Source organism: Candidatus Defluviilinea proxima (genome assembly GCA_016721115.1).
GTDB lineage: Bacteria > Chloroflexota > Anaerolineae > Anaerolineales > Villigracilaceae > Defluviilinea > Defluviilinea proxima.
The window spans coordinates 3060973-3086500 of sequence record JADKIW010000001.1 but is presented as its reverse complement, the minus strand read 5'-3'; the positions used below and the strand labels follow the sequence as shown (position 1 = coordinate 3086500).

At 47.7% G+C, this 25528-nt stretch carries 24 protein-coding genes; 22 read left to right on the top strand and 2 right to left on the bottom strand.

Annotated features, from left to right (window positions below; translation table 11 throughout):
• Window positions 1-15: 15 nt before the first annotated feature.
• From IPP66_14335 to IPP66_14325, 3 genes are all read left to right on the top strand, one after another.
• Window positions 16-594 (top strand): VTT domain-containing protein, encoded by a 579-nt coding sequence (locus tag IPP66_14335; GenBank protein MBK9926450.1) that lies wholly within the window; start codon window positions 16-18, stop codon window positions 592-594.
• A 10-nt stretch (window positions 595-604) separates the two neighbouring features.
• Window positions 605-1966: a M20/M25/M40 family metallo-hydrolase gene (locus IPP66_14330; GenBank protein ID MBK9926449.1), complete on the top strand. Its 1362-nt coding sequence runs from the start codon at window positions 605-607 to the stop codon at window positions 1964-1966.
• Between the two features lie 118 nt (window positions 1967-2084).
• Window positions 2085-2726: a CBS domain-containing protein gene (locus IPP66_14325; GenBank protein ID MBK9926448.1), complete on the top strand. Its 642-nt coding sequence runs from the start codon at window positions 2085-2087 to the stop codon at window positions 2724-2726.
• 164 nt (window positions 2727-2890) lie between these two features.
• Here the strand turns inward: IPP66_14325 and IPP66_14320 are convergent, their stop codons facing one another.
• A complete protein-coding gene (locus IPP66_14320; protein ID MBK9926447.1) occupies window positions 2891-3667 on the bottom strand; it encodes an rRNA pseudouridine synthase in 777 nt (258 codons plus the stop codon).
• A gap of 232 nt (window positions 3668-3899) precedes the next feature.
• Here IPP66_14320 and IPP66_14315 point away from each other — a divergent pair, with 232 nt between their 5' ends.
• The 5 genes from IPP66_14315 to IPP66_14295 all read left to right on the top strand — a co-directional run bounded on the left by IPP66_14315 (window position 3900) and on the right by IPP66_14295 (window position 11438).
• A complete protein-coding gene (locus tag IPP66_14315) occupies window positions 3900-4439 on the top strand; it encodes an FHA domain-containing protein (protein MBK9926446.1) in 540 nt (179 codons plus the stop codon).
• Window positions 4440-4462: 23 nt separating this feature from the next.
• Window positions 4463-6361 carry a hypothetical protein gene (locus IPP66_14310; protein ID MBK9926445.1) on the top strand — a complete coding sequence of 633 codons (1899 nt, stop codon included), beginning with the start codon at window positions 4463-4465 and terminating at the stop codon, window positions 6359-6361.
• Window positions 6362-6376: 15 nt separating this feature from the next.
• On the top strand, window positions 6377-8590 hold the full coding sequence (locus IPP66_14305) for a serine/threonine protein kinase (GenBank protein MBK9926444.1): 2214 nt from the start codon (window positions 6377-6379) through the stop codon (window positions 8588-8590).
• A gap of 138 nt (window positions 8591-8728) precedes the next feature.
• Entirely contained in the window at window positions 8729-9178 is a 450-nt protein-coding gene (locus tag IPP66_14300) for a rhodanese-like domain-containing protein (GenBank protein MBK9926443.1), read from the top strand.
• Between the two features lie 739 nt (window positions 9179-9917).
• Complete coding sequence (locus tag IPP66_14295) at window positions 9918-11438, top strand: sulfatase-like hydrolase/transferase (protein MBK9926442.1); 1521 nt, start codon at window positions 9918-9920, stop codon at window positions 11436-11438.
• An 85-nt stretch (window positions 11439-11523) separates the two neighbouring features.
• On the opposite strand, the gene scpB is transcribed toward IPP66_14295, so the two are convergent.
• Complete coding sequence (gene scpB / locus IPP66_14290) at window positions 11524-12111, bottom strand: SMC-Scp complex subunit ScpB (GenBank protein MBK9926441.1); 588 nt, start codon at window positions 12109-12111, stop codon at window positions 11524-11526.
• Between the two features lie 38 nt (window positions 12112-12149).
• Between scpB and IPP66_14285 the strand changes: the two genes are divergently transcribed.
• From IPP66_14285 to IPP66_14220, 14 genes are all read left to right on the top strand, one after another.
• The gene (locus tag IPP66_14285; protein MBK9926440.1) at window positions 12150-12734 is read left to right on the top strand and encodes a hypothetical protein; all 585 of its coding nucleotides are present in this window, start codon (window positions 12150-12152) and stop codon (window positions 12732-12734) included.
• A gap of 24 nt (window positions 12735-12758) precedes the next feature.
• Window positions 12759-14339 carry a G5 domain-containing protein gene (locus IPP66_14280; GenBank protein MBK9926439.1) on the top strand — a complete coding sequence of 527 codons (1581 nt, stop codon included), beginning with the start codon at window positions 12759-12761 and terminating at the stop codon, window positions 14337-14339.
• 63 nt (window positions 14340-14402) lie between these two features.
• A complete protein-coding gene (locus IPP66_14275) occupies window positions 14403-15359 on the top strand; it encodes an SDR family oxidoreductase (GenBank protein MBK9926438.1) in 957 nt (318 codons plus the stop codon).
• Window positions 15356-15808: a GtrA family protein gene (locus IPP66_14270; protein MBK9926437.1), complete on the top strand. Its 453-nt coding sequence runs from the start codon at window positions 15356-15358 to the stop codon at window positions 15806-15808. Before IPP66_14275 ends, IPP66_14270 begins: the two co-directional genes overlap by 4 nt.
• Window positions 15809-15829: 21 nt before the next feature.
• A complete protein-coding gene (locus IPP66_14265) occupies window positions 15830-16213 on the top strand; it encodes a hypothetical protein (protein MBK9926436.1) in 384 nt (127 codons plus the stop codon).
• Between the two features lie 263 nt (window positions 16214-16476).
• On the top strand, window positions 16477-16944 hold the full coding sequence (locus IPP66_14260) for an acyl-CoA thioesterase (protein ID MBK9926435.1): 468 nt from the start codon (window positions 16477-16479) through the stop codon (window positions 16942-16944).
• Between the two features lie 270 nt (window positions 16945-17214).
• Window positions 17215-18297 (top strand): ATP-binding protein, encoded by a 1083-nt coding sequence (locus tag IPP66_14255; GenBank protein ID MBK9926434.1) that lies wholly within the window; start codon window positions 17215-17217, stop codon window positions 18295-18297.
• Window positions 18294-18923 carry a GNAT family N-acetyltransferase gene (locus tag IPP66_14250; GenBank protein ID MBK9926433.1) on the top strand — a complete coding sequence of 210 codons (630 nt, stop codon included), beginning with the start codon at window positions 18294-18296 and terminating at the stop codon, window positions 18921-18923. The genes IPP66_14255 and IPP66_14250 overlap by 4 nt, the downstream gene beginning before the upstream one ends.
• Before the next feature lie 101 nt (window positions 18924-19024).
• Window positions 19025-20641: a hypothetical protein gene (locus tag IPP66_14245; protein ID MBK9926432.1), complete on the top strand. Its 1617-nt coding sequence runs from the start codon at window positions 19025-19027 to the stop codon at window positions 20639-20641.
• Entirely contained in the window at window positions 20638-21612 is a 975-nt protein-coding gene (locus tag IPP66_14240; GenBank protein MBK9926431.1) for a uroporphyrinogen decarboxylase, read from the top strand. The genes IPP66_14245 and IPP66_14240 overlap by 4 nt, the downstream gene beginning before the upstream one ends.
• On the top strand, window positions 21609-22175 hold the full coding sequence (rsmD, locus tag IPP66_14235; GenBank protein ID MBK9926430.1) for a 16S rRNA (guanine(966)-N(2))-methyltransferase RsmD: 567 nt from the start codon (window positions 21609-21611) through the stop codon (window positions 22173-22175). Before IPP66_14240 ends, rsmD begins: the two co-directional genes overlap by 4 nt.
• Window positions 22176-22369: 194 nt before the next feature.
• Window positions 22370-22858, top strand: coding sequence for an adenosine-specific kinase (locus tag IPP66_14230; GenBank protein ID MBK9926429.1), 489 nt, complete (start codon window positions 22370-22372; stop codon window positions 22856-22858).
• A 150-nt stretch (window positions 22859-23008) separates the two neighbouring features.
• Entirely contained in the window at window positions 23009-24184 is a 1176-nt protein-coding gene (locus IPP66_14225) for a cyclic nucleotide-binding domain-containing protein (GenBank protein MBK9926428.1), read from the top strand.
• A gap of 52 nt (window positions 24185-24236) precedes the next feature.
• A complete protein-coding gene (locus tag IPP66_14220) occupies window positions 24237-25490 on the top strand; it encodes a hypothetical protein (protein MBK9926427.1) in 1254 nt (417 codons plus the stop codon).
• Window positions 25491-25528: the final 38 nt, after the last annotated feature.

Genomic DNA, 25528 nt, shown 5'->3' with positions numbered 1-25528 from the left:
AACAAAGAGATACCTTTGGACAAAAAAAATCACGATACAAAGCCTGCATCATCCTCTTTACGAACCAATATCCTCCGCATCATTTCTCTGCTTGCTGTTGTAGGGATCACGCTTTCCATCTACAACATCCGGGAACATGTGGCGGAGTTCGAGAAATTTGGTTACGCTGGTATCTTTGTGATTGCGTTGCTGGCGAATGCAACGGTCCTTCTGCCAGCACCCGGCGTAGCCATCGTCTACGCAATGGGAGCTGTCTTTAATCCCCTTGGAGTTGGCCTTGCGGCAGGGACAGGTGGCGCTGTCGGTGAACTCTCTGGCTACCTCGCAGGCTTCAGCGGACAAGCCGTAATCGAACGCACAGACATTTACGAACGCTTCAAACCCTGGGTGAATCAATATGGCGGTTGGGCGATACTGGTTTTATCTGCAATCCCCAATCCTTTCTTCGATGTGGCAGGTATCGCCGCAGGCATTGCCAAAATGCCCATGCGGACCTTTTTAGTATTCACATGGGGCGGACAGATCATCAAAATGACACTATTCGCAATTGCGGGGCACTACTCCCTCACATGGTTGACTAACTTCATGGACTAAGGAACACAATATGTCTGAATATCAAAAGATCGATTCGTATCTTGAAAAGAATCTCAGCACCAGTCTCGATGAACTTGGCAAACTCGTATCGCAACCCAGTATCAGTGCACAAGGCATTGGTCTAAAAGAATGTGCCAGCCTCGTAGCCGATATGCTTCGTGCACGCGGCTTTACTGCTGAAGTCATGGATACAGTAGGCGCGCCTGTCGTGTTTGCAGAACGAAAAGGCAAAAGCAATAAGACCCTACTCTTCTACAATCATTACGATGTGCAACCTCCCGAACCACTTGAACTTTGGGATTCACCTCCTTTTGAGCCAGAGATACGCGAAGGCAAAATGTACGGTCGCGGTATCAGCGATGATAAAGGACATATCGTCTCACGTTTGCATGCCATTGATTCGATCCTCGCCACCGATGGCGACCTCCCTTGTAATATCAAATTCATCATCGAAGGTGAAGAGGAAACTGCCAGCCTTCATTTACATGAATTTATTCGCGACAATAAAGACAAACTCAAAGCTGATGCCTGCATCTGGGAATTTGGCGGCGTAGACCATCGCGGTGTACCCATGCAATATCTTGGACTACGTGGCATCTGTTACGTTGAGCTTTCTGTTGAGTCATTAGGCACCGATGTCCACTCTGGACTCGGCGGTTCAATCTTACCGAATGCGGCGTGGCGTTTAGTATGGGCCTTATCCACGCTGAAAGGACCTGACGAGCGCATTCTCATCCCCGGCTTCTATGACAACATCATACAACCGACAATGCGCGACCGCGAATTATTGGAAGCACTTCCTGATGTTGCTAATGAATACAAAAAACGTTATGGTGCTAAAGGATTCATCAAAGGTCTCACAGGTGGCACGGACCTAAAAGTAGAAGAAGTCTTTACACCCACCTGCACGATCTGTGGATTAACAAGTGGATACCAAGGCCCCGGCTCGAAAACTGTTCAACCGGCCTTTGCCTCCGCCAAAGTGGATTTCCGCCTCGTGCCTGGACAAATGCCTGAAGACATCCTCAAAAAGCTTCGTGCACATCTCGATGCTCAAGGCTTCGAAGATGTACAGATCCAATATTTGGGCGGAGAACCGGCCGCTCGGACAGAACCAGACGCCCCCTTCGTAAGAACCGTCGTTCAAGCAGCTGAGGAAGTTTATGAGGAGCCGATGCAGTTAGTCCCGATGGTGGGAGGCTCCGGTCCCAATTATCCATTTGTGCATGACCTTGGTTTACCCGTTGCAACAGCAGGACTCGGTTACCCTGATACGCGCGCACATGCACCAAACGAGAACATTCGCATCGACTTATATCTCAAACACGCGCGTCACATGGCACGCGTAATAAAAGAGTTTGCAAAAAAATAAAGTGACCTAAATCACTCCAGTTTCATGACTTTCACGAGCATAAATAAGTCTATAATTTTGTCGTAGCATATTTCACGAATAGTGGGCGTTACTGTCCACATTACCCTAGGAGGTAAATATGTTTGTCGGCGAAAGAATGTCACGTCCGGTAATTACGATTTCACCGGAGGCCCCCATCAATGATGTGCTGGCTATGTTCAGAAAAGAACATATCAGCCGTGCACCGGTTGTCAAAGATGGCAAGTTGGTGGGCATTGTCACAGAGAACGATCTGATCCATGCGTCTCCATCGGCATTGACGACACTGAGTGTATGGGAAATGCATTATTTGATCAGCAAGATCAAGATCAAAGATGTCATGACCAAAAAAGTGATCACAGTGGACAGGAACACCCCGATCGAGGAAGCCGCTCGCATCATGGCAGACAAACAGATCGGTGGTCTACCGGTAATGGAAGACAAAAAAGTGGTCGGGTTGATCACTGAGACCGATCTCTTCAAGTTATTCCTCGAACTAATGGGTGCACGCGATAAAGGCATCCGCGTAACAGCATCTGTAGAAAGCAAACCCGGTCAATTAGCCAAGATCACGAAAGCTATCGCACATGCAGGCGGCAACTTCATCTCCTTCGGCTTCTTCGATGGAGAGGATGTGACATCCAAGATCGTCACCTTCAAAGTGGAAGGCATCAAGAAGGATGATATAAAACCCATCCTGAAGAATATCGTAAAAAAGTTTTGGGACATTCGTGTGTGCTAATGTTTTGGATACAGCCACGCTTCAGGATGCACTCAAGCCTGATTCAGTTTCGATCAACATTTGTGGCGCTCCAACATATTACACTTTTCACAGGTTCATGATGGCATATAAAATCACCCCAAACATTTTTTGTTTGGGGTGATTTTGTCAAATCATTGAAACAATTACTTTCTTACAATTTTACGCCGTGGAGTTGCGGAGCTGGGTTTGTCTTTTCGAGTTGGTTTGTTTTTCAATTCTTTTATCTCGGTCTCTGTCAAATAGCGCCATTGACGAGGTTTTAGAGAACCCAGAGCAAGGCTTCCGATTCTGATACGTACAATCCGCACGACAGGTAAGCCGAGTTGCTTGCACGTTTCGCGAATTTGGCGCTTTCGTCCTTCTGCCATAATCACACGCACCCAAGCGCCTTTTCCTTGCGATTGCTCATAGCGTACATCTACAGGCGCGGTCTTATAGCCATCTTCCAAAACAACACCGCGCTGCCATGTTTCCACCTGCTCTCTGTCAGGTCGTTGAGCAAGAAGAACTTTATACTCTTTCGTATGTCCATAACGTGGATGAGTCAAGCGGTTGGCGAGGTCACCATCGTTAGTCATTAAGACTAACCCCTCGCTCTCGAAGTCAAGCCGCCCTACTGGATATAAGCTTCCGGGCACATCCACAAGACTTCGCACGTTTTGACGATCGTCACCGCGTTCGTTCTCAACGGTAGACAACACATTGCGAGGCTTGTGTAATGCAATATATGTCAATGTCTCTGCCGCCGCAATGGGCTTTCCGTCAAGCATAATCTTATCGGAGGCAGGGTCAGCTTTTTGGCCGAGAGAGGCGATTTGTCCGTTTACACGCACACGCCCGGCTGTGATCAGATCCTCGCACGAACGGCGGGATCCATAACCAGCTTGGGCAAGAATTTTTTGTAATCTTTCTGCTGTCATAGTGGCGGAATTATACCCGTCACACCATTAATTTGAGTAAAACAGTAGTAAATACGCCAAATTTCGTATATTTGACATGAAACTAATAGCTCTGCTTTACGTCTAGTTGTTGAATTTTAATACAATTAAAATGCTCTTGTCCTGCTTTTATGTTGAGATTTCAAGTGATTTGGTGTAATATTCACGCCAAAGGCAACACTTGGGAAAAATAAACCTGTTTGGAGAACTGATAGTGGAAGCTTCAGAAAAGTTTTGCCCTGTTTGCAAAAACAAAAACGAACGTTATGCCATCATGTGTATTCATTGTGGTGAGAAATTAGTAGAGAGTTCCACTGGCATGGCGAGAACAACAAGAAATACCGGAGGGATATTCACCGATTCGGCCAAAATCCCGGAAACCCTCATCAATAAGGCATTGATCCCTGAAGATGGAATTGCTGTCTATGCCGCAGGAACGCTAAAACCTTACTATCTGCATGTTAAAAAAGAAATTATCATTGGTCGCAAGTTTGAAGATTCAACAGAAAACTTTCTCGACCTCTCAGGATTGGATGGTTTCAATCTTGGACTTTCAAGGCGACATGTAATGATCCGAAAAGCCGAAACCGGATATGAAATCACTGATCTATCAAGTACAAATGGTACATGGATGGATGATGAACGACTTGTTCCAGAGAGACCTTACCATCTCAAGAATGGTGCACAACTACGCATAGGTCGTTTAAGGCTGTTGATCGTCCATCATTCTGTCGGCGAACCATCAGCTAAATAACAGGGTATACTTTACATTATTTTATGAATCATTCTGGTAATTCTCTCGATGCAAAACTTCATGACGCTGTAGAGCTCCTTAAAGCCGGTCAAAAAAAGGAAGCACGCCAGGTGTTACGTGAAGCGCTTACCATGGACCGCAACAACATCGCAACATGGGAGCTTCTTTGGCATGCCGCCTACAACATCGAAGAGGAATTACAATGCCTGAAACATATTCTCGCACTTGATCCGAAGCACAAGGAAGCCCGACAACGCTTCGATACACTGCGTCCATCAAGTATCAGCCAGCCGCTATCTGCAAACGACCCAATTCCACATACACCTAAGCGTCCATCATCTCGCAAGAAGAAACAACAATCTGGTGTTCTGTTGCTATTTCTTGGGTTATGTATCTCAACCATATGTACCAGTGTTGCCGGGTTTGCTTTATTTCGTAGCGGGTACATTCCGCTCGGTGGCCCATCCAGTAGAACTGCTACTGCGCTGGCTGCAAATAACGCCAGTTGTCAGATATTGATAGATAAAGCAATTCAATCATCCGGAAGTTATTGTGATAACACCGGCCCCAATAATGTTTGTTATGGCAATACAACTATTAAGGCCGATCTTACGACCAATGCAACCCGTCGTTTTTCAGAACGCGGAGACATGATCGCCGTCAACGAGCTGAAACGACTTACCGCTGCACCTCTCAATCTTGCCAATAATGAATGGGGAGTTGCGGTATTCAAGGTTATTGCAAACCTACCTCGTTCTCTTCCGGGCGAAACCGTCACAATGGTGGTGTTTGGAAATGCTACACTTGATAACGACAGCGGCAACAGTGGAAACCTGGAATCATTTTATTTCTCCAGCGAACTTGGAAAAGTGACCTGTGAGAAAGTACCTTTTGATGGGCTAATGATCACTTCGCCCGATGGAAGTGGCGTGCATTTCAAAGTTAACAATTCTGAGCTTACCCTGATCGGGTCTGCCAGTATAAAAGCCATCAAAAATGGCGACATGGAAATCAGCGTATACAAAGGTTCAGCCAGAGTCGTTTCAAATGGCAAGGAACAATATTTTGGTGCAGGTCAAAAAGTCAGTGTTGCATTGGGTGGTGCAAATGGCAATCAATCAGTCGGCACACCATCTGAACCCCAGCCACTCACAAACGATGAAATGAACATGTCCTGCACATTAACCGGGCAATACTGCACACCAAGCGAGATCACCCCAGTTTCTCAAACCGATGCGCAAGGACAGATTCAAAATCAGATCACGTCCACACCATCCGTTGTCCCCACACCGACACTTTCACCTATACCATCAGCCACAGTCCCTGCGACCAATACATTATTGGTCCTTCCGAGTGCCACACATTCGCCCGGCCCCACAAAAACACCAGGGCCTACGAAAACTCCCGGCCCCACAAGAACACCAACACGTACTAATACACCCACTATAACCAATACGCCAACGCGTACGAGCACACCCACGCGTACTAATACGCCTAGCCCGACTCCGACAACTCCTGGAGCATCAACATCAACGCCAGACGCTCCATTGGTGCCATTATGCGGATCTTCTGTTTCACTTACGAATTTTGGGAATCCAAACCCCAATGAGTTTGGCATGGACATTACCAACAACGATGTGACAGCCATAACCATCAGCCGATTCTTTGCATACTGGGTAAAATCAGCGCCATCACAAAAGCTTGATAGCTTAACCTTGGACGGTAATTTGATTTGGAACACATCAGATACCACTTCACCTAGTGACATATCAGGGTCTGATTGGAGAGGTGGCGCCAATCTCACAATACCAAGTACAGCTACACAAAACCTCGTAGTAACTTTTCAGGATAACCTGGACCCCACAGGATATGAACTGCATATCTATTTCGACAGTGGTTGCCAGATTGTGGCATCTAAGTGACATTACCTCTTTACAATGGTCACTTCCTCCGCTTATTCACACCCAACATTAAACACACTAACCCCTGGAGCACTATTCCGTCAGTATAAACTGCTCGAACAAATTGGCGTTGGCGGACAAGGTGTGGTGTGGTCAGCCTTGCACGAAACACAAAAATGCATCTATGCGATCAAGTTCAACGAGGTTCCTGACACCAACGAAGGTGAAGCAGATGAAATCAGGGATGAATATCAACTGGCAAAGTTGGTTACCTTGGATCATCCTCATATTCTTCCGCTAGAAGAATATGGGTTTGAAGAACGAATACGTTTCACTGTCAGTCCATATCTTTCTGGGGGGACATTAACAGAAAAAATCAAACCGGGCCATTTATCCTTCGATGAAATATTGCGATATGGGGCAGAAGTTGCATCAGCCTTGGACTACCTTCACGGACAAGGGATTATCCATCGCGATCTTAAATCATCCAATATATTATTGGATACGAGCAACAACGCCTACCTTGCCGATTTCGGTCTTGCTCGCATTGTATCTGCTTCCACAATGGCCTTCCATACCGGGCATGGAACTCCACCATACGCCCCACCGGAACAAATCCAGCTCAAGGCGATCACACCAAAATCTGATGTGTTTAGTTTCGGAATTTTGCTCTACGAATTATTCACAGGTCAACTACCATGGGGAGGGAAAAGACAATTGGGTATGGAACAAACCCATTCAAGAGCAGAAATACCCAATCCATGCGAGTTCAATGATGCTTTACCTGCCGCAATATGGGATATATTCCGCCGCGTTACATCTGCCACCCCAGGAGAACGACCAAACTCAACAGGTGAGGTAATGAAAATGATGTACTATCTTTTCAAAACACCACCTGAATCCCAAATAAAACCGGGGATAAAAAATAAAGCCACAATATGCGACAGAGATGCTGAAGAATTGCTCAAAAGTGGTTTATCAAAATGGGAAACATCTAATGGCGTATACAACCTAGGGTTGACTCGATTTGCATTAATAGACCTGTATCGCTCAAAGATCAACACCGATATTTACGGAAAGTTCGTATTATCCCAAGCAATAAACTATGGATACAACGACGACGAGTGGTGGACAATTGTTAACAACCCAAAAGATAGGCTTATGGTCTCCTCCCTCTTGTTAGGCAAAAATAACGATGCGATCACTGCACGTATTATTGAGCACCTAAAAAGCGAGGTCAATACCAATGCACTCCCCAAGGGATTACCCAACAGCATAACGATCTCATTGCTGGAAACAGGCATCAAAACAGATAATGTGTTTCTACGCAAGGAGATTTTCGATGGGATACGTACGCTCACGCGTCAAAGAAACGAATGGGATGATCGGTTACTACAACCCAGTCAGCTCAAACGACTTGGAGATCTGGCGATTGAAGACTCAGATATAGGCGATACCACAGCAGAATTGATCGGTCATCTTCGATCCCCGTCAGCGATCAAGGCCATCCTTAAATACAAGGATGATGAAAGAAAAATGGCGGCGCTATCATTAATCCAAAAAGTGGCGGGGAGCCTGCCAACTGACGTCCAAGCTGATATGCGATTAAGACTATCCATGAGCTGGATCGTATATCGATTAACTCAGCGGCCGGTAAGCTTGGCAAGCGCATATATACTGGCATTTTTCGGCGCGGCTTTGGGTGTGGGCATACAAGTGTATTTCACTTATAATTTTCCAAGCTTCCTCGATACGGTACGCCTTACCACATCCCTGGAACAGGGGTTGATCATCGGCGCAATCTTCGGGCTTGGAATTTTTTCGACACGTGTCATTGTTGAAAGATTCCAATCATCCAACGCATTTCTTCGAATTGCTCTCGGTACATGTACCGGACTTATAGGATTGAATATCTGCCTGCTTATCTTTCATATTCTTTTTGTCAGTACGCCTCCCAAGGGATTTTCCATTACGGTCGCCTGTCTGCTCATCGCCCTTGGATTTGCGATCAGTGGTCTGATCCGTTCTCGTTTACTCAGGATGATCCTATCAAGTTTTTCGGTTTTTGCCGCGATCCTTGGAACATGGTGGATACACATCAACTTCGCCGCATCTCCCGTGGACCTGACTCCTGTCTTCCGCTACGATTATTCCTGGCCGCTGACACAAATTGCACTCATCGCATCCGTCATCGCCGTTTCGATCGGTATTTTCGGGAATCTTATTGATCTTTCCATCATAGAAAATTGAGGTTTGTAGAAATAATGGTATATGGCCTATCAACGATGGTGGCTATGTGTCTTTTTCGCGTGGGAAATCTGTCACTTTTTCATCTATTATGCATCCAATAAAAGAAAACAATACCTCGATCGCACAGGAGCACTTACAATGAGCAAAAAGAACAAGAAACCGGTAAAGTCAAAAAATAATTCAACTTTGATCTGGGCGGGGGTGGGCATCGCTATACTTGTACTTGTCGGGATATTCCTTCTTCAACAAAATAACGCCGCAACCACCAACAAACTTCCTCGCGAAATTTCAGTTTCCGAGGCATCCGCAAAACGTGATGCAGGAGCTTTCATTTTAGATGTTCGTGAGCCAGACGAATGGAACGAGAGTCATATCCCCGGTGCAACATTGATACCACTCGGAGAGCTGGCATCACGTGTGGACGAATTACCAAAGGATCAGGAGATCGTCGTGGTATGTCGCTCCGGTAATCGCAGTCAACAAGGACGCGACGCTCTCCTTTCGGCAGGCTTTTCGCAAGTCACTAGTATGGCAGGTGGCATCAAACAATGGACAGCCGCAGGTCTTGAAACAGTCAGCGGACCGTAAAACACGGCAAGACTCTCATGACGATGAGTTGGATGTTGTTCAACTCATCGTTTTAATTTAAATTAAATCAGCAGGGATTTATATAAACAAGACACGACACCCACTGTGCAGGATATGACGACGGATTGCTATACAAAAAGTTTTTCAAAACTTGATTTATGCACCGGTTATAATCCCAGCGTGAAAAGAATTATTGAGAAAATGAAAATTCCCAATTGGAATGAAATTGCTCCAGTTTATGCTGTAATTACTCTCATTGTTTACGGCTGGACGCTTTACTGGGCCATACATGAACTTCCTGCTTGGTTGAATTATCTACAACTAGGCGAAGTTATCAATTTATATTTTTATTTCTTGGTGACTAATTTTCTAGAGAGTTTATTGATCCTAATATTTATAGTCGGTCTATGTATAGTACTACCGCGGAGTTGGCTTCTCGACGATTTTATTTATCGAGGGACTGCGCTGTCACTCTTCATAACAACATATCTAACCGCAATGATCATACGGCGTTCCCAAATCCTGGAGTTTTCAACCAACATGGTCAAATGGTTTCCGGTTATTCTGGGTATCACGCTTCTTTTTATTGTTATTTTTGAAAAATTACCCTTCATAAAAAAACTAGTCGAGGGATTTGCTGACCGCGCAACCGTTTTTCTGTATATCAACATCCCGGTAAGTATTCTAGCAATCCTTGTCGTCATAACACAAGCCATAAAAAAGTAGAATCGGGAATTCCATGCGATCAATCAATAGACGGGAGTTTTTAAAACTTATCCCAATTTTAAGTGGAGCTTTATTTAGCACAGCCAACGCTGTAAAAAATGGGGTTTTAAAAAGTACCCAAGATGATCTCCTAAACGTTGTAATCTTTGTTTTTGATGCCCTATCAGCAAGCAACATGTCAATTTACGGGTATCAGAGGGATACAACGCCAAACTTGACACACTTCGCCCAACATGCCAACATCTATCACTCTCATTATTCCGGAGGCAGTTTCACTACATCAGGCACAGCATCACTGATGACAGGTACGTATCCTTGGACACATCGTGCCCTAAATCTATTTGGTCTCATTGAAAGGGATTTGACTCAAAACAATATTTTCAATGTCATCGGGGCACAATACGAACGTATCGCGTTTTCGCAGAATCTTCTTCCAAACCTCTTTCTGGAACAATTTCCTAATGATCTGGAAGTCATCATGAATCCAGCTTCATTTAGCCTTACAAATTATCTGTATGGGTCTATTTTCAAAAATGATCGAAAGACTAGCTATCGTGCTCAGGATTTTTTGGCACTTGAAGAACCAACCGTACTTTCTCACTCATTAGTATTTGGGCCATTTATAAATTATTTACTCGAGCGTAAACGCGCAGCGATCAGTAAAGAAAATAATCCATTAGGGATCCCACAAGTCAAAAATGGTGCATTTCTTTTCACTTTGGAAAATCTTATGAATGGGATAGGGGATAATTTAGAAAGTTCTACAGGACCATATATGCACTATTACCATATCATGGCGCCTCATGAACCATATCGTCCTGACGGTAAGTTCTATGATCGTTACAACAAAGATGATTTCAGTCTGGTTAAAAAGCCCAGAGCAAAGTTCGATACCGGCTACAAACAGGTGAGGTTGGATAACAATCGAAAAATATACGATGCATACATTGCCAATATTGACGATGAGTTTGGCAGGTTGTTAGACAGAATGGAAAGAAATGGCATTTTTGAAAACAGCTATGTAATCATCACATCGGATCATGGAGAAATGTTCGAGCGTGGCATTGAAGGGCACCTTAGTAGTCATTTATACGAGCCGGGCATTCATATACCTTTGTTAATCTCGGCCCCGGGCCAAAAAGCGCGCAAGGATATCTACACACCAACTAATAGTGTTGACATACTACCAACTATAAGCCACAACATACATGGGACAGTGCCCGACTGGAGTGAGGGAAAGATTCTCCCTGGGCTGGGAGGTATGGACGATTTAGAGCGCAGCATATTCACCGTGGAAGCCAAGTCCAATTCAGCATTCCGGCCACTCACAAATACAACTATTGCCATGCGAAAAGGGAATTACAAGATAGTACATTACACCGGCTATAAGAAAGTTGATGATTTCTTTGAGTTGTACGATATCCAAAATGACCCCGAAGAGCTTAATGACTTATATCCGTCCAACCCATCTATATCACAAGCATTGAAAGAAGAATTATTAGATACGCTTCAAACTCAAAACAAAGATTCGTAGCGTCAAAACGCTAAGAAATCAGATATAACAGAATATATAATCAAGTAGCGGACGCTTTCAGCGTCCGCTACTTGATTATTATTACTTATCCCTTCAACAACTCGCCTGTGGTCTGTTGCTCTTCCTCTTCTTCAGGTTTCGCCAGTGGCGGCATCTCAAGAATGGAACTCAAGCCAAAGTGCTGCAAGAATTCGGGGGTCGTGGAGTACAAGATCGGACGTCCCGGCCCATCGGCGCGCCCCGACTCTAAGATCAAGCCTTTGTTCAACAGACTCTTGATCATACTGTCGCTGTTCACGCCACGGATCGAGTCAATGTGCGGGCGTGTGACCGGCTGTTGATATGCAATGATGGCCAGTGTCTCCAAGGATGCACGGCTCAGGCGTGAAGTTGCTTCCAGACCAAGGAAACGCTCGATCAACTCAGCAAGTTCAGGAGCAGTCGTCAGTTGTACACGTCCAGCATGTCGTTGCAGACGCAGGCCTCGGGTAGTTAAAGAGGCGTCCAGTTCGTTAAGTCCACGCTCGACGACAGAAGAAGACACATCCAATGCGGTTGCCAGTTGGGCAATTTGCACAGGTTCCGCCGCAACAAACAGGATCGCCTCCAGCTTTACAGATAGTGGCAATTCAGTTTCGATATTTTGCTCTGAAGAAGGTTGAGATTCGCTCATGCTATAATTGCTCCGTCAAACTCGAAAATGGAATCAGAATGAAAAAAATTTCACCACTGTTATTCTTTATCGTACTTATTCTCGCATCACTGGCTTGTACCGTCTTCATTGGCGGGCCAGATTATTCAGATCGTCCTGTCATCCCTGCCTCAGCTGAGGCCGCCGAAAGTTTGAAGGTCGAGATCCAAAAGGCTTACGAAGCAGGCGCATCCACAGGCCAAGTCACCATCACGATCACCGAAACACAGATCACGTCTGTATTAGCACAACGCCTGCAAACCGATCAAAATCTGCAGACAGATTCCAAACCGTTCATCACAGACCCGCAGGTGTATTTGCGCGATGGTCAGATGCAGATCTTCGGCAAAACTCAACAGGGCATGCTCACTGCTAACATTGGCATCATCGTCTCGATGAGTGTGGACGAAAACGGCAAGCCCAAGATCGAGATCGTCTCTGCTGATTTCGGCCCTCTGCCCGCACCCGAAAGTCTCAAAGAAGCCATTTCCTCGATGATCGATGAAGCGTATACTGGCTCGGTCGGCCCGGTAGCTACCGGACTTCGCATTGAAACGATTTCGATCGCTGATGGAACATTGACCATCGTTGGACGTATCAAGTAGCGCACGGATTATACACCAGACGAAATGCCCCGCTTCTCTCTTAACTCGATCCTGTTCGCTCTACTACTGGCAGTCTCCACGCTGACAGCTTGCCGCTCGCCGCAAGTTACGAGCGAGGATATTGTTGTCCACATAACAGCAGATGGCAAGACACAGGATGTTACATTACCAGCGGGAAGCACAGTATCGCAGGCATTTCAAACTGCAGGCATTACGGCTGGAAATCTCGATAAGTCTGAGCCGCCACTTTATACAGTGCTCAACAACGGGGACACCATCACACTCACTCGTGTAGAAGAAAAATTTGAAACGCAGGAACAGGTCGTTCCTTTTGAGCGACAGGTTGTACGCAATGAGTCGTTACCCGAAGGCGAAACAAGACTCGTCCAAGCTGGCGTAAACGGTTTGGAGGAATTAACCTATCGCATCGTGCTCGAGAACAAAGAAGAGATCAGTCGTTCGGTCGTCAAGTCTGTGACCTTGCAAGAGGGTGCACCGGAGATCGTAATGATCGGCGCACAATCATCTTTTGCGCCATTGCCTATCCCAGGCAAGATCGCTTACCTCGCTGGTGGCAACGCGTGGATCATTGATACATCCACTGCCAACCGCACGCCCATCGTCACCACCGGTGATCTCGATGGACGTATCTTCTTCCTCTCCCCCAATGGCAGTTATCTGGTCTTTACACGTAAATCCACCAAACCCGCTGATAAAGAGATCAATACCATATGGGCTGTACGCACGAATGGCGGCAAACCGTTCAGCACCGGCATCTCGAACGTTGTCCATTATGCCGAATGGATCCCCGGCACAAACTCCATTGCCTACTCCACTGTTGAGCCGCGCAGTACCGCCCCGGGCTGGCAGGCCAATAACGACCTACAACGTTACAGCATCACCACCGGCGCAAAGGCCAAGATCCTTGATGCGAGCAGCGGCGGCGTGTATGGTTGGTGGGGCATGATGTATTCTTTTTCGCCAGATGGACGTCTAGCATATGCCCGTCCAGATGGTATCGGATTGGTGGATATAGATAAAAAATATACCAAGCCCATGCTTGATATCATCCCCTTCAACACTCATAGTGACTGGGCATGGCTTCCCTCCATCACTTGGGGCGCGGACGGCAAGACGCTGTACTTCACATCCCACGCGCCGCCACCCAGCTTGGTAAGCGAAGAGGACTCACCGTTCTTTGACATCAGTGCCGTATCGTTTGAAAACGATGCCAATGTTGAGATCATCAAACAGACAGGCATGTTTGCTTATCCGTCTGCTTCATATCTACAATCGAGTTCGAGCGAAAGGCAATATCAGATCGCGTATTTGCAGGCGATCTTCCCCGAGCAAAGCGAGACGAGCCGCTATAGAGTCGTCGTGATGGATAGAGATGGATCGAACCGGCGAACAATCTTCCCTGCGAATGATGCGCCCGGTCTCCAGCCGCAGACTCCGCTTTGGGCGCCGGGTCAGATCGATGGGCAAACCGGTGACTTCATCGCAGTCGTCTATCAAGGCAATCTCTGGCTGATCGATAGCGGTAACGGACAGGCCTATCAAGTGACAGGTGATGGTTTAATCACAAGAATTGATTGGAAGTAGAGAAGACCCTAAAGGTTTAGGAAACCCTTAGGGTCTGAAAATAAAATTTATAAAGGAAAACAAATGCGTATTTTAATTACAGGAGCTGCCGGATTTCTTGGCTCACATTTATGTGACCGCCTTTTGAGTGAAGGACACCAGGTCATCGGGATGGATAATTTCGTGACCGGTAACCCGGATAATATTGCTCACTTGATGGGAAACGAAAACTTCTCATTCCAAAAGCATGATGTATCGAACTATATCTTTGTAGCCGGCAAAGTGGATGCCGTTCTGCACTTTGCGTCACCCGCCAGCCCCAACCCTGAGTCACCGTCTGGGTATTTCAACTTACCCATTCAAACCATGAAGGCGGGCGCTCTCGGTACGCATAACTGTTTGGGTGTGGCACACAAACATAAGGCTCGTTTCCTGATCGCATCGACCAGTGAAATTTACGGTGACCCACTCGTCCACCCGCAAACTGAAGATTACACCGGCAACGTGGACCCGGCCGGTCCCCGCGCAGTATATGACGAGGCCAAACGCTTCGCCGAATCATTGACAATGGCCTATCACCGTTACCACGGTGTAGACACACGCATTATCCGCATCTTCAACACCTACGGTCCGCGCATGGACCTTGAAGATGGCCGTGCCCTGCCAAACCTGCTCAAGCAAGCCTTGCTTGGTCAACCGCTCACTGTGTACGGAGACGGAAGCCAGACGCGTTCGTTCTGCTACGTGGACGATCTAGTGGATGGTATTGTCAAATTACTGTATTCTGATGAGCATCTGCCGGTCAACGTGGGCAACCCCAACGAGATGAGTATTTTGCAATTTGCTGAGACGATCAACAAGATCGTAGGCAACAAAGGCGGCATCACATACAAGGACGCACGCAGTGTCCGCGACCCGCAACAACGCCAACCCGATATCACACGCGCCCGTTCCATTCTCAAATGGGAACCCAAAGTGGAATTGGAGGAAGGCTTGCGCAAGACGGTCCCGTATTTCAAACAGAAGTTGGGGCTGGCATGATCATCGCAGACGCAAAAGAAAGAAATCGTTTTTTCAAATTCGCAGTGGTGGGCGCAACAGGTTCAGTAGTGGACATCGGCATTATGAATCTATTGACCCGCCTGTTCCACCTTCCGCTAGTGGCGGCAGGAAGTATCTCCTTCATTTGCGCGGTGACAAGTAATTTTATCGGTAACCGCTATTGGACATACCCCGACTCGCGCTCACGTCCGCTTGCCCATCAATTAGGCATGTTCTTTCTGGTGAACGCCATCGGGATCGCCATTCGCATACCGATCTTGAAATACCTTGAACCGCCCATTGCCTTGTTCATCGAAAACATGACCCACATGACTTACCAAGCGGCTGACGCTCTGGCCAAAAATGCGACCCTCATTTTTGCCATCGGTGTTGTCATGCTTTGGAATTTCTTCATCAACCGTTACTGGACGTATAACGACGTGCAATAAATCCAGAAAGGGGCACGGCCTATGGCACAACAAAACCAACAACGAATCATCCCGATCTACGCTTCGAATGGAGAAGCGGAAGCCTTCCTTGTATTCCCTTATCTCTTCAACAGAACTGGGGAATGGATCGGCTTTGTGACGCCCAAACGTGAAGTTTATTCCGTGATGGGGAATTTTGTCGGAAACCTGAGCGACGACACGCGCATCATCCGCAAACGTTCGGAGAATGAACTCAAACCCCGACTTCAACCCCCGCCAAAGCCGGGCAAGATCGCCGCACCATCCAGCATTCCGCTCGCGCCCATGATGAGCGACCTGCCCCTCGGCCTGATTGACGTATTGCAAGACGAACCAGATCGCCTGCACACCGTAGATGGCGGAGAATTACGCGAGGACATGGATTGAAGATAAAAAAACAGGATTTTTCTTGATAGTATTAAGTTGATCCTGATTGGTGGGTTAGTTTTATTCAGTACAAACTATTTTTTGCCCAATCACACAGCACTAGAAGTTGCTTCGTTTACAGGAGGGGTGATTGGGTATGTAATTTATATTCGAGCAAGCAACTGGGGTGTTGGTTGGTTATCTAATTATTTGTTTCGGTCGACAGCCAAGATTCCCAAACTTTGACGTCTTTCTTCCTATGGTAAACTCGTAACGAGTACACCATGAGCGACTCCACTCCCAAACCTGTCCGCGCTTCGCGTGTGACAATTTCCCAATTGATGCACCCCGAACATGCCAACATGCTGGGCAATGTTCATGGCGGTTGGATCATGAAACTCGTGGATGAAGCGGGCGCGCTGGCCTGTATGCGCCACGCCCAGCAGAAGGTCGTCACGGTCGCCATCGACTCAATGACCTTTCGCGAACCCATCCGCATCGGCGACCTGATCATCCTCAACGCCGAAGTCACCTACACGGGCCGCACCTCCATGGAAACCGAAGTGGAAGTCATCGCAGAGAACCCCATCACCGGCAAACGCACCCATACTAACAATGCGTATCTCGTCTATGTGGCGCTGGATGACGAAGGCAAACCGTCACCCGTCCCACCATTATTGGCAGAGACTGATGAAGAAAAACGCAAGATGGCCAGCGCCCTTGAAAGACAGAAATACAGGTTGAAGAAATAACCCGTCCTGAGCGAAAGTCGAAGTCCCGCAGTCGAAGGGCATGTAAGCAAAGCAATAGGTATTCCAAGAAACGCGCGCTTCGACTTCGCTAACGCTCCGCTCTGCGAGGAGACAATAACCATGACCACACCCGACCTCTCCCAACCCGAATCCCACGCCGAACAAACGGACTCCAAAGAACGGGTCGCGCACCCGATCAAAAGTCTGCGCGAACTGATCGATCACGTTGCTGGGAAGAACCTCCCGCCTCTTCCCCCAGACGACGGCCGAATCACGGAGCCCACGCCTTTCCCTTTCCTTGCCATTGTCGGCCAACAGGAAATGAAACTCGCGCTCCTGCTCGGACTCATCAACCCCAACATCGGTGGGATTCTCCTCATCGGTCCGCGCGGCACAGCCAAAACGACAGCTGTCCGCAGTTTGCTGAATCTTCTCCCTTCCGTTGAACGGAGCACTTGCTACTATGGCTGTCTCCCAGAAGATATTGAACTCGGTGGCATTGACGCTGTCTGCCCGGATTGTGCAAAGAAATACGGCGAAGGGATTCCGCTCACGGCACCCGATCCTGTTCGATTAATTGAGTTACCACTCAACGCCCGCCTTGAAGATGTGGTTGGCGGCATAGACGAACGCGCTGCGGCACATGACCGTATGCGAGTCCGGCGCGGCATCCTTGCGCAGGCTGACCGCAACATCCTCTACATTGATGAGATCAACCTACTCAGTGACGAGATCATCGACTCCATTCTCGATGCCGCCGCACAAGGGACATATACCGTACGGCGCGGTCCGCTGGCGGCAACATATCGTTCGCGCTTCGTCTTGGTTGGCTCGATGAACCCCGAAGAGGGACGTCTGCGCCCGCAGATCCTCGACCGCTTTGGGTTACGCGTCATTGTGCGCGGACTCGAAGATACGAAAGAACGCTTGGAAGCGTATCGAAGAGTCAATGCCTATCTTGAGAATCCGCGTCAGATGATCGCGCAGTTTGCGGGTGAGATGGAGGCGGCCTCGTCCGAGATCCGCCTGGCGCGTGAGCGCGTGAAGAAAGTCAAATTGCCGGATACAGTCGCAAATCCAGCCATTGAGCTTGTACAAAAAATGAAAGTTGATTCCCTGCGCGCCGAGATTACATGGTTCGAAGCTGCGCGCGCCTACGCCGCCGCCGATGGCCGCGACGAAGTCACGAACGATGACCTCAAAGCTGTCGCGCCGATGACGTTACGCTTGCGTCGCTCACAATACATGAACGAATATTTCAAAGGCCAGCAAAGCGAAGAGAAAGAAATGCAAACCCTGTTGGGCGACTTCAACAAAAAGAAAACGATAAAGAAAACCAGCAAACGCAAATGAGCGCATCAAAGATCATCAACCCAGCCTATCGCATTGAAACCAAACGGCTCGTAGTACGCTGTTACAAACCCTCTGACGCCCGTTTGTTAGCCGAGTCAGTCACGGAAAGCGTCGAACATCTCAAGCCCTGGATGCCCTGGGCGCACAACGAACCTGAACCCTTCGAAGAAAAAGAAAAGCGGATGCTACGGTTTCGCGGCAACTTCGATCTTCATGAAGATTATGTCTACGGCATCTTCAACCCCGAAGAGACCAAGCTCATCGGAGGCACAGGTTTACACACACGCCTTGGCGACAAGGAAATCGAGATCGGCTATTGGATCCACAAAGACTACGTCAACAAAGGCCTTGTCACTGAATCGACATCTGCGTTGATACAAGTCGCATTCGAGGTCATTCATCTTCATCGCGTTGAGATCCATTGCGACGTTCGCAATCTCGCGTCTGCATCCATTCCGCGTAAGCTCGGTTTTACACACGAAGGCACGCTCCGCCAGAAGACTCCTTTCCTTGACCATTGGAACGACTCAATGGTTTGGGGTTTACTCGAAAGCGAATACCCCAATAGCCCCGCATCCAGGATCAAGATCAAAGTCTTCGACGCACGTGGCAATTCGTTGTTGTGAAATAATGCTACTCTGCCACAGAGAAAGGTAATTAAAACTCTGAGTTCTCAGTGGCTCTGTGGCAAAATTTTCTTATTCATCCCTGACGTTACTGAAAATTTATGAATCCCATTTTCAAAAAGTTCATCTCAAAGCCGATCCTGATCCTCATCACTATCAACATCATCATCGGCTTATTTATCTTTCGCAACTTCGGCACCTCGTGGGATGAACCGCTCTTCTACAGCTACGGCGACGCACTCGGATACGCCTACTCACCCCACGAATGGTTCAGCGGGCACTTCGATCTCTACAACTCCTACGGTGCCAGCGGAGACGACCATAAGAATCGCGGTCCCGCCTATCTTTTTCTCGCGCGTGAATTTGTCTATGGATTAAAAGCACTCGGTTCCGAATCAACTTCGGCCTGGCATCTCGTCAATTTTCTTTTCTTTCAATTTGGCATTTATTTTCTCTATCGCATCTCCAAGCGTTGGATGAACGAATCGTCTGCGTTCTTCACTGCGATCTTTTTCTCCCTCCAACCCCTCCTGTGGGGACACGCCTTCATCAACCCCAAAGACCCACCCTTTCTAACGTTCTTCCTCGCCTCGATGTGTTTTGGTTTTGAAATGGTGGATGCCATCGCACAGAACTCACAAGACAAAACGAAAAAGATCCTGCTAGCTTCGTTCTTTCTTGGCATCGCCACATCCATTCGCGTCCTGGGACCATTCGCAGGATTGCTCATCGTTCTATATTCCATCAGCAAATCCTATAAATCAAATCTCCTCGTCTTCGCGTCTCAATGGTTCAAAACGTTTTTTCCATCTATCCTCCAATACGGGTTCTTCACGATCATCATCATGTTCGCCACGTGGCCCTTCTTGTGGGAGAACCCATTCAAGAATTTCGTGAACGTTTTTATGTTCATGTCTGATAACCCAACGCATCTGCCCGTGTTATTCGGCGGTGAGACCTACGCCGCAGGTGAATTGCCGAGACGTTACTTCCCCTTTATGCTCTCCACCACGCTGACAGAACCCACCATCCCATTATTTATCATCGGCGTCGTTCTTGGCTTTTGGAAGTTGTTCAAATCAAAAAGCGAAACGCGTCGAGACCAACTTGTCTCTTTATCGCTCATGTTCGCATGGTTTGCGATTCTGGTTGCATACATCATCATCCGCAAGCCCGCCATGTACGATGGGATACGTCACTTCCTTTTCGTTCTGCCACCGGTCTTCATCTTCGCCGGACTGGCGTTTGAAGCCATTACAGATTTCTTCTCTTCTCGTCCCGGCTTCTTACCAACTTGGCTACGCGCTGGACTTGGTCTCTTGCTCATCTTGCCGGGTATCAACGGCATCGTCCGCCTCCATCCTTACGAATACACATATTACAATTCATTCATCGGCGGCACAGATGGAGCGTTCCGCAACTATGAAACGGAGTTCTGGCTCACGTGCTATAAAGATGCCGTAGAGCAACTCGACGAGCAGATAACCACACCTGTAAATCTTTATGTAAAACGCGAGGCGTACATTGCCGCACCGTACGCAACCGACAACATCACTGTCATCGATCTGCGCGGCGCGATGAATCAAGTTCGTTCGGGAGACTACGTCCTCGTCAACACGCGCACGAACGAAGATCAATCCACTTTCAAAGACGCGCCCACCGTGATCGAGATCAAACGCGGAGACGCGACATTCTGTATCGTAAGGCAAATTCCATGACCACGCATAAAGAACGCATCCAAGCTGCCATGAACGGCGAACTCATTGACCGTCCGCCAGTTGCGTTGTGGCGTCACTTCCCTGTGGACGATCAATCGCCTGAGCTACTCGCACAAGCCACCCTCCAGTATCAGCAAACGTATGATTTTGACCTCGTCAAAGTCACACCTGCATCGTCATTCTGTTTAAGGGATTGGGGTGCACAAGATGTATGGAAGGGTCACACCGAAGGGACTCGCCAATATACAAAGCATGTCATCCATTCGCCCAAGGATTGGGAGACACTTCCCATTCTTGACCCAACCGTTCCGCATCTTGCCGGACAATTGGCCAGCCTCCGTTTAATCCGCTCTGCACTCAGCCCGGAGACTCCCCTACTCCAGACGATCTTCGGTCCGCTGGCGCAGGCGAAGAATCTCGCAGGCAATGAGACTCTTATCGCGCACATGCGACTCTATCCCGAAGCCGTGATGAAAGGACTCGCCACGATCGCCGAGACAACCCGTCGTTTTGCAGAGGCGTGCATCGAAATCGGCATTGACGGAGTCTTCTATGCTATTCAACATGGACAAGCCAGTTTGTTAACTCTTGAAGAATACAAAACCTTCGGTCTGCCCAACGACTTGAAAGTACTGGAACCATCCAACCAATTGTGGTGTAACTTGCTTCACCTGCACGGACATGATGTTTACTTTTCACTGCTTGAGTCGTTTAACTTCCAGATCGTGAACTGGCACGATAGAGAAACCTTCCCGTCACTAAAAGAAGCACAACGAATCTACCCAGGGGTCGTATGCGGAGGCATGAGGCAGGATACGCTCGTTTACGAGAAGAAGGCTGAAGTCCAGAAAGAAGCGGCGGATGCCATCCAGCAAACAAATGGCAAACGGTTTATATTAGGAACGGGATGTGTTGTCCCGATCATCGCGTCGCATGGAAACATTCTTGCGGCCAGAAAGAGTGTCGAATGAGTCTCAGAGTCATCGCAGGGAAAGCCAAAGGTCGCAAACTGAAGACGGTGGAAGGCGATACGACGCGCCCCATCACAGACCGCGCCAAAGAGTCGTTGTTCAATGTCCTTGCAGGAGATGTGATCGATTCAAATTGGTGGGATTTGTTCGCAGGCACGGGTGCAGTAGGCATTGAAGCATTGAGCCGTGGTGCAACGTCTGTGCGGTTTTCAGATATGAATAAAGGGCCGATCGAGATCATCAAGTCCAATGTGGAGCATTGCGGGTTTGCGGGGCAGTCAGAGATCCGCCGCGCCGATGCGTTCGCGTATCTCGCCGCGCAACCCGACAGAAAGTTTGAATATGTGTATATCGCCCCACCACAATACAAAGAGATGTGGATCAAGGCTTTGGAATTGCTTGATGATAATATCGGTTGGCTGGCGGACGATGGTTGGGTCATCGCGCAGATCGCGCCGCGCGAGTATCGAACATCCAAGCCTACGCTGAACACACTTGAAGAATTCGAGCAACGTCAATACGGGAACACTCTTTTGGTCTTCTATCAAAGAAAACTTTCGTAATATGTTCACGAAAATCGTGCTAATAAAGTGTCTCTTAAGTCTCAAATATAATTCGTTTGTACGCGGATTTCACGGAACACACGGAAAAAGATGATTTTTTAAAGGCTCTTTTCCGTGAAAATCAGTGAACTCCGTGGCATCCGTGTCCAAAAAGGAAGTTAAGAAACAGTCACTAAGACAAACAGGAGAATCACATGGACATCCAATCCGTAAAAATCGAAAAGCCTGAAAACACCAATTTCATTCTTGGTCAATCACATTTCATCAAAACAGTGGAAGATATTCATGAAACGCTGGTCACTTCGGTACCCGGCATCAAATTCGGACTGGCGTTTTGCGAAGCGTCTGGCAAGTGTCTCATCCGTTGGACTGGGACGGATGAAGCGATGATCGAGTTAGCGAAGAAGAACGCACAAGCCATTGGCGCGGGACATTCTTTCATCTTGTTCTTGGGTGATGGTTTCTTCCCTGTCAATGTGCTGAACGCAATCAAGAACGTGCCCGAAGTGGCGCGCGTTTTTTGTGCCACAGCCAACCCCACCGAAGTGCTGGTGGCCCAAACTGAGCAGGGACGTGGCATCCTCGGCGTGGTGGATGGCTTCTCTCCCAAAGGTATTGAAGACGAAGAAGGCATCGCTTGGCGTAAAGACTTCCTGCGCATGATCGGGTACAAGACCAAGTAGGAGCTGTCATTTCGACCCGCGAAGCGGGGAGAATGTCAGTCGCTTCGCTTCTTCGAAATGACAAGACACTTTTAGTCCGAATGGGCTAAAATCGTTATATATTGGCGTGCTACAATCATGAAACAGTATCACTAGTGGAGAATCTGCAATATGACCACAAACCGCGCCCCATCCCGAATCATCCCACGCGCCTTCCCCGGCATCAAAACCGACGAGATCGAAGAGTTGATCTCAAACAGCCAGGTACGTTCGTACGTCCCCGGCGCAGTGCTGTGCCGTGAAGATGCGGCGGAGGACAAGTTCTACATGATCCTCGAGGGCGAGGTCGAAGTCACCAAGGTCATCAACAACTCTGAAACACGTCTGCTCAAGACATTGAGCGCGGGGGATTTCTTCGGCGAGATGGCGATCATCCATAATGCGCGCCGCGCCGCAACGGTCACAGCAAAAACAAATCTCACCACCCTTGAATTGGATAAAGCCGGGTTCAACCGTGTTCTACGTAACTCAAGCAGTATCGCCATGGCCATGGTCAGCGAGATCAGCGAAAGATTGCGCGAGAACGACCAGATGGCTGTGGACGATCTGCGTATGCGCGCGAGCGAACTGGCACAAGCCTACCAAAAACTTGCCGAGCAGGAACTTGCGCGCCGCGAGTTTCTCACGAACGTGGCCCACGAACTCCGCACGCCGCTCATGGTGGCAAGCGGGTATCTGCAGATCTTACAGAAAGGCATCTTAAGCGGCGACCAGCTTGCGGCGGGGGTGGACGCGGTCTCCCGCAATGTCCAACAAATCGTTACGCTCGTCAATGACATCCTGTTCCTGCAAGAGATGGACCTCGTCCTGCCTGAGTTCCAAGCAGTGGATATGCACGAAGCCGCGAAAGCCGTTCTGGAACGTTATGCATCCAAAGCGGAGGAACGCAACGTGACGCTTCGCATCGAACCGCGCCCGGGCCTGTCTCAAGTTTCAGGAGATATGAAGTCGCTGGAGCGGGCTCTCATGGCGCTCGTGGATAATGCCATCAAGTTCAGTCCTAAAGGCGGCGATGTGACGATCCGCTTCGATGAAAAGGATGATGGTGTGTTCGTATCGGTAGAGGATCACGGCATTGGCATCCAAAAGGAAGATATGGCACGCGTCTTCGACCGTTTCTATCACCTCGAAAAATATGGTGACGATCTCTTCGGCGGCATCGGCCTTGGCCTCGCGATCACGCGCCAGGTCATCGAACAACACGAGGGCAGACTCGAAGTGGAAAGCACAGCAGGTGAAGGAAGCACGTTTACGCTGTCGCTGAAGAAGTGGAAAGCGTTAGAGTAAGCATTCATCCCTCAGAGACAATGTCAGTAGGCAATGGCGGAAATAGGCATCAGTGGACTGTCAGTTAACTTCTAGTCGAGGAAATAAGGGCGGAATAGTATTTAAGCATATAGATAGGTCGATAATTATTTTTCTTATTGTACTGATATTGCTTTTTGATAGTGGCTGCATAGCGCAAACACTGTCAAAAGCTACACCCTTTATACCAACACAGACACAAATTCCAAATAGTGAACTTTCAAATTGTATTCAGGTAGATTCACAATTACCACACCTTGATGATATGGGAGGGTTGCTTTTATATGATCCATACTCAAGATATCCAAAGAATGTAATACTAATGAACACTTCAGACAGGTCAATCATCGCGTTAGGAAATACAGATGAGGGCTTGAGTGATTTGAGGGTGTCTCCGAATAGAGAATGGATTGCATACGGAAAGCTCAACGAGTCTATCACCAATGGAATAAAATCAAACTTGGTGGTGGAGAATTTCTCCACTGGCACAAAGATTGAGTCGCCATGGCATAATGATTGGGAATTGGATGGTTTAAAAACGTGGCTTAATAATAAAGATTTGCTGATCACGTTAGAGAGTCAAAATTATCCACCAGATTTCATTGCCTTAAATCCATTCACAGGTGAAATAACTCCTTTACCATCTCTGTTCCCTGATCAAGTCATTAGGTCTCCTGACCTCTATGTGCCTTTCGCTGACTACGATCCAACGTTAAATTATGTTATTTACCCGGCATTGGAAGATAACGTTTATGGGTTTTCTCTTTTTGACAGAACTGGAAACAAGCAAATTGCCTTCTCCCCATCTCTATCTATTGTCGATATTGGTGCACCTGAATGGAGTGATGATGGTCAGCAATATGCCTTTGTCGCAGAAACAAAATCAGGTGCTTATGTCCACACGGGTAAGCTTGACGGGAACGTTGATGCAACTGCTAATTTGGGTGAAGTATTACAGTCCATTCTTGTAGACAAGCTAAGTTGGTCACCTGACAACAAATATATCGCTCTTGTTGCCTACAGCATCAGTCAGCAAACCGAAAAACTGCTACTTGTTGATCTAGCAAAACAGAAAATAATAGATCCTTGTATTAAAGTGAATTATAAAAATTGGTCAGTGGTGGATTCAAAATTTCCTGTTTGGTCACCAGATGGGCAAATGTTGTTGGTTGAAAATCAAACAGAATTGGGTAAAAATGAAGTCATCCTAATAGATGTTTCTAAGATGACAGCAGGAATATTCGCCAGGGACGTAAGGGTATTAGGATGGATCTCTATAAAACCATGACTATACTTCTAGTTACCCGGCCGCTATTTTATGATCAC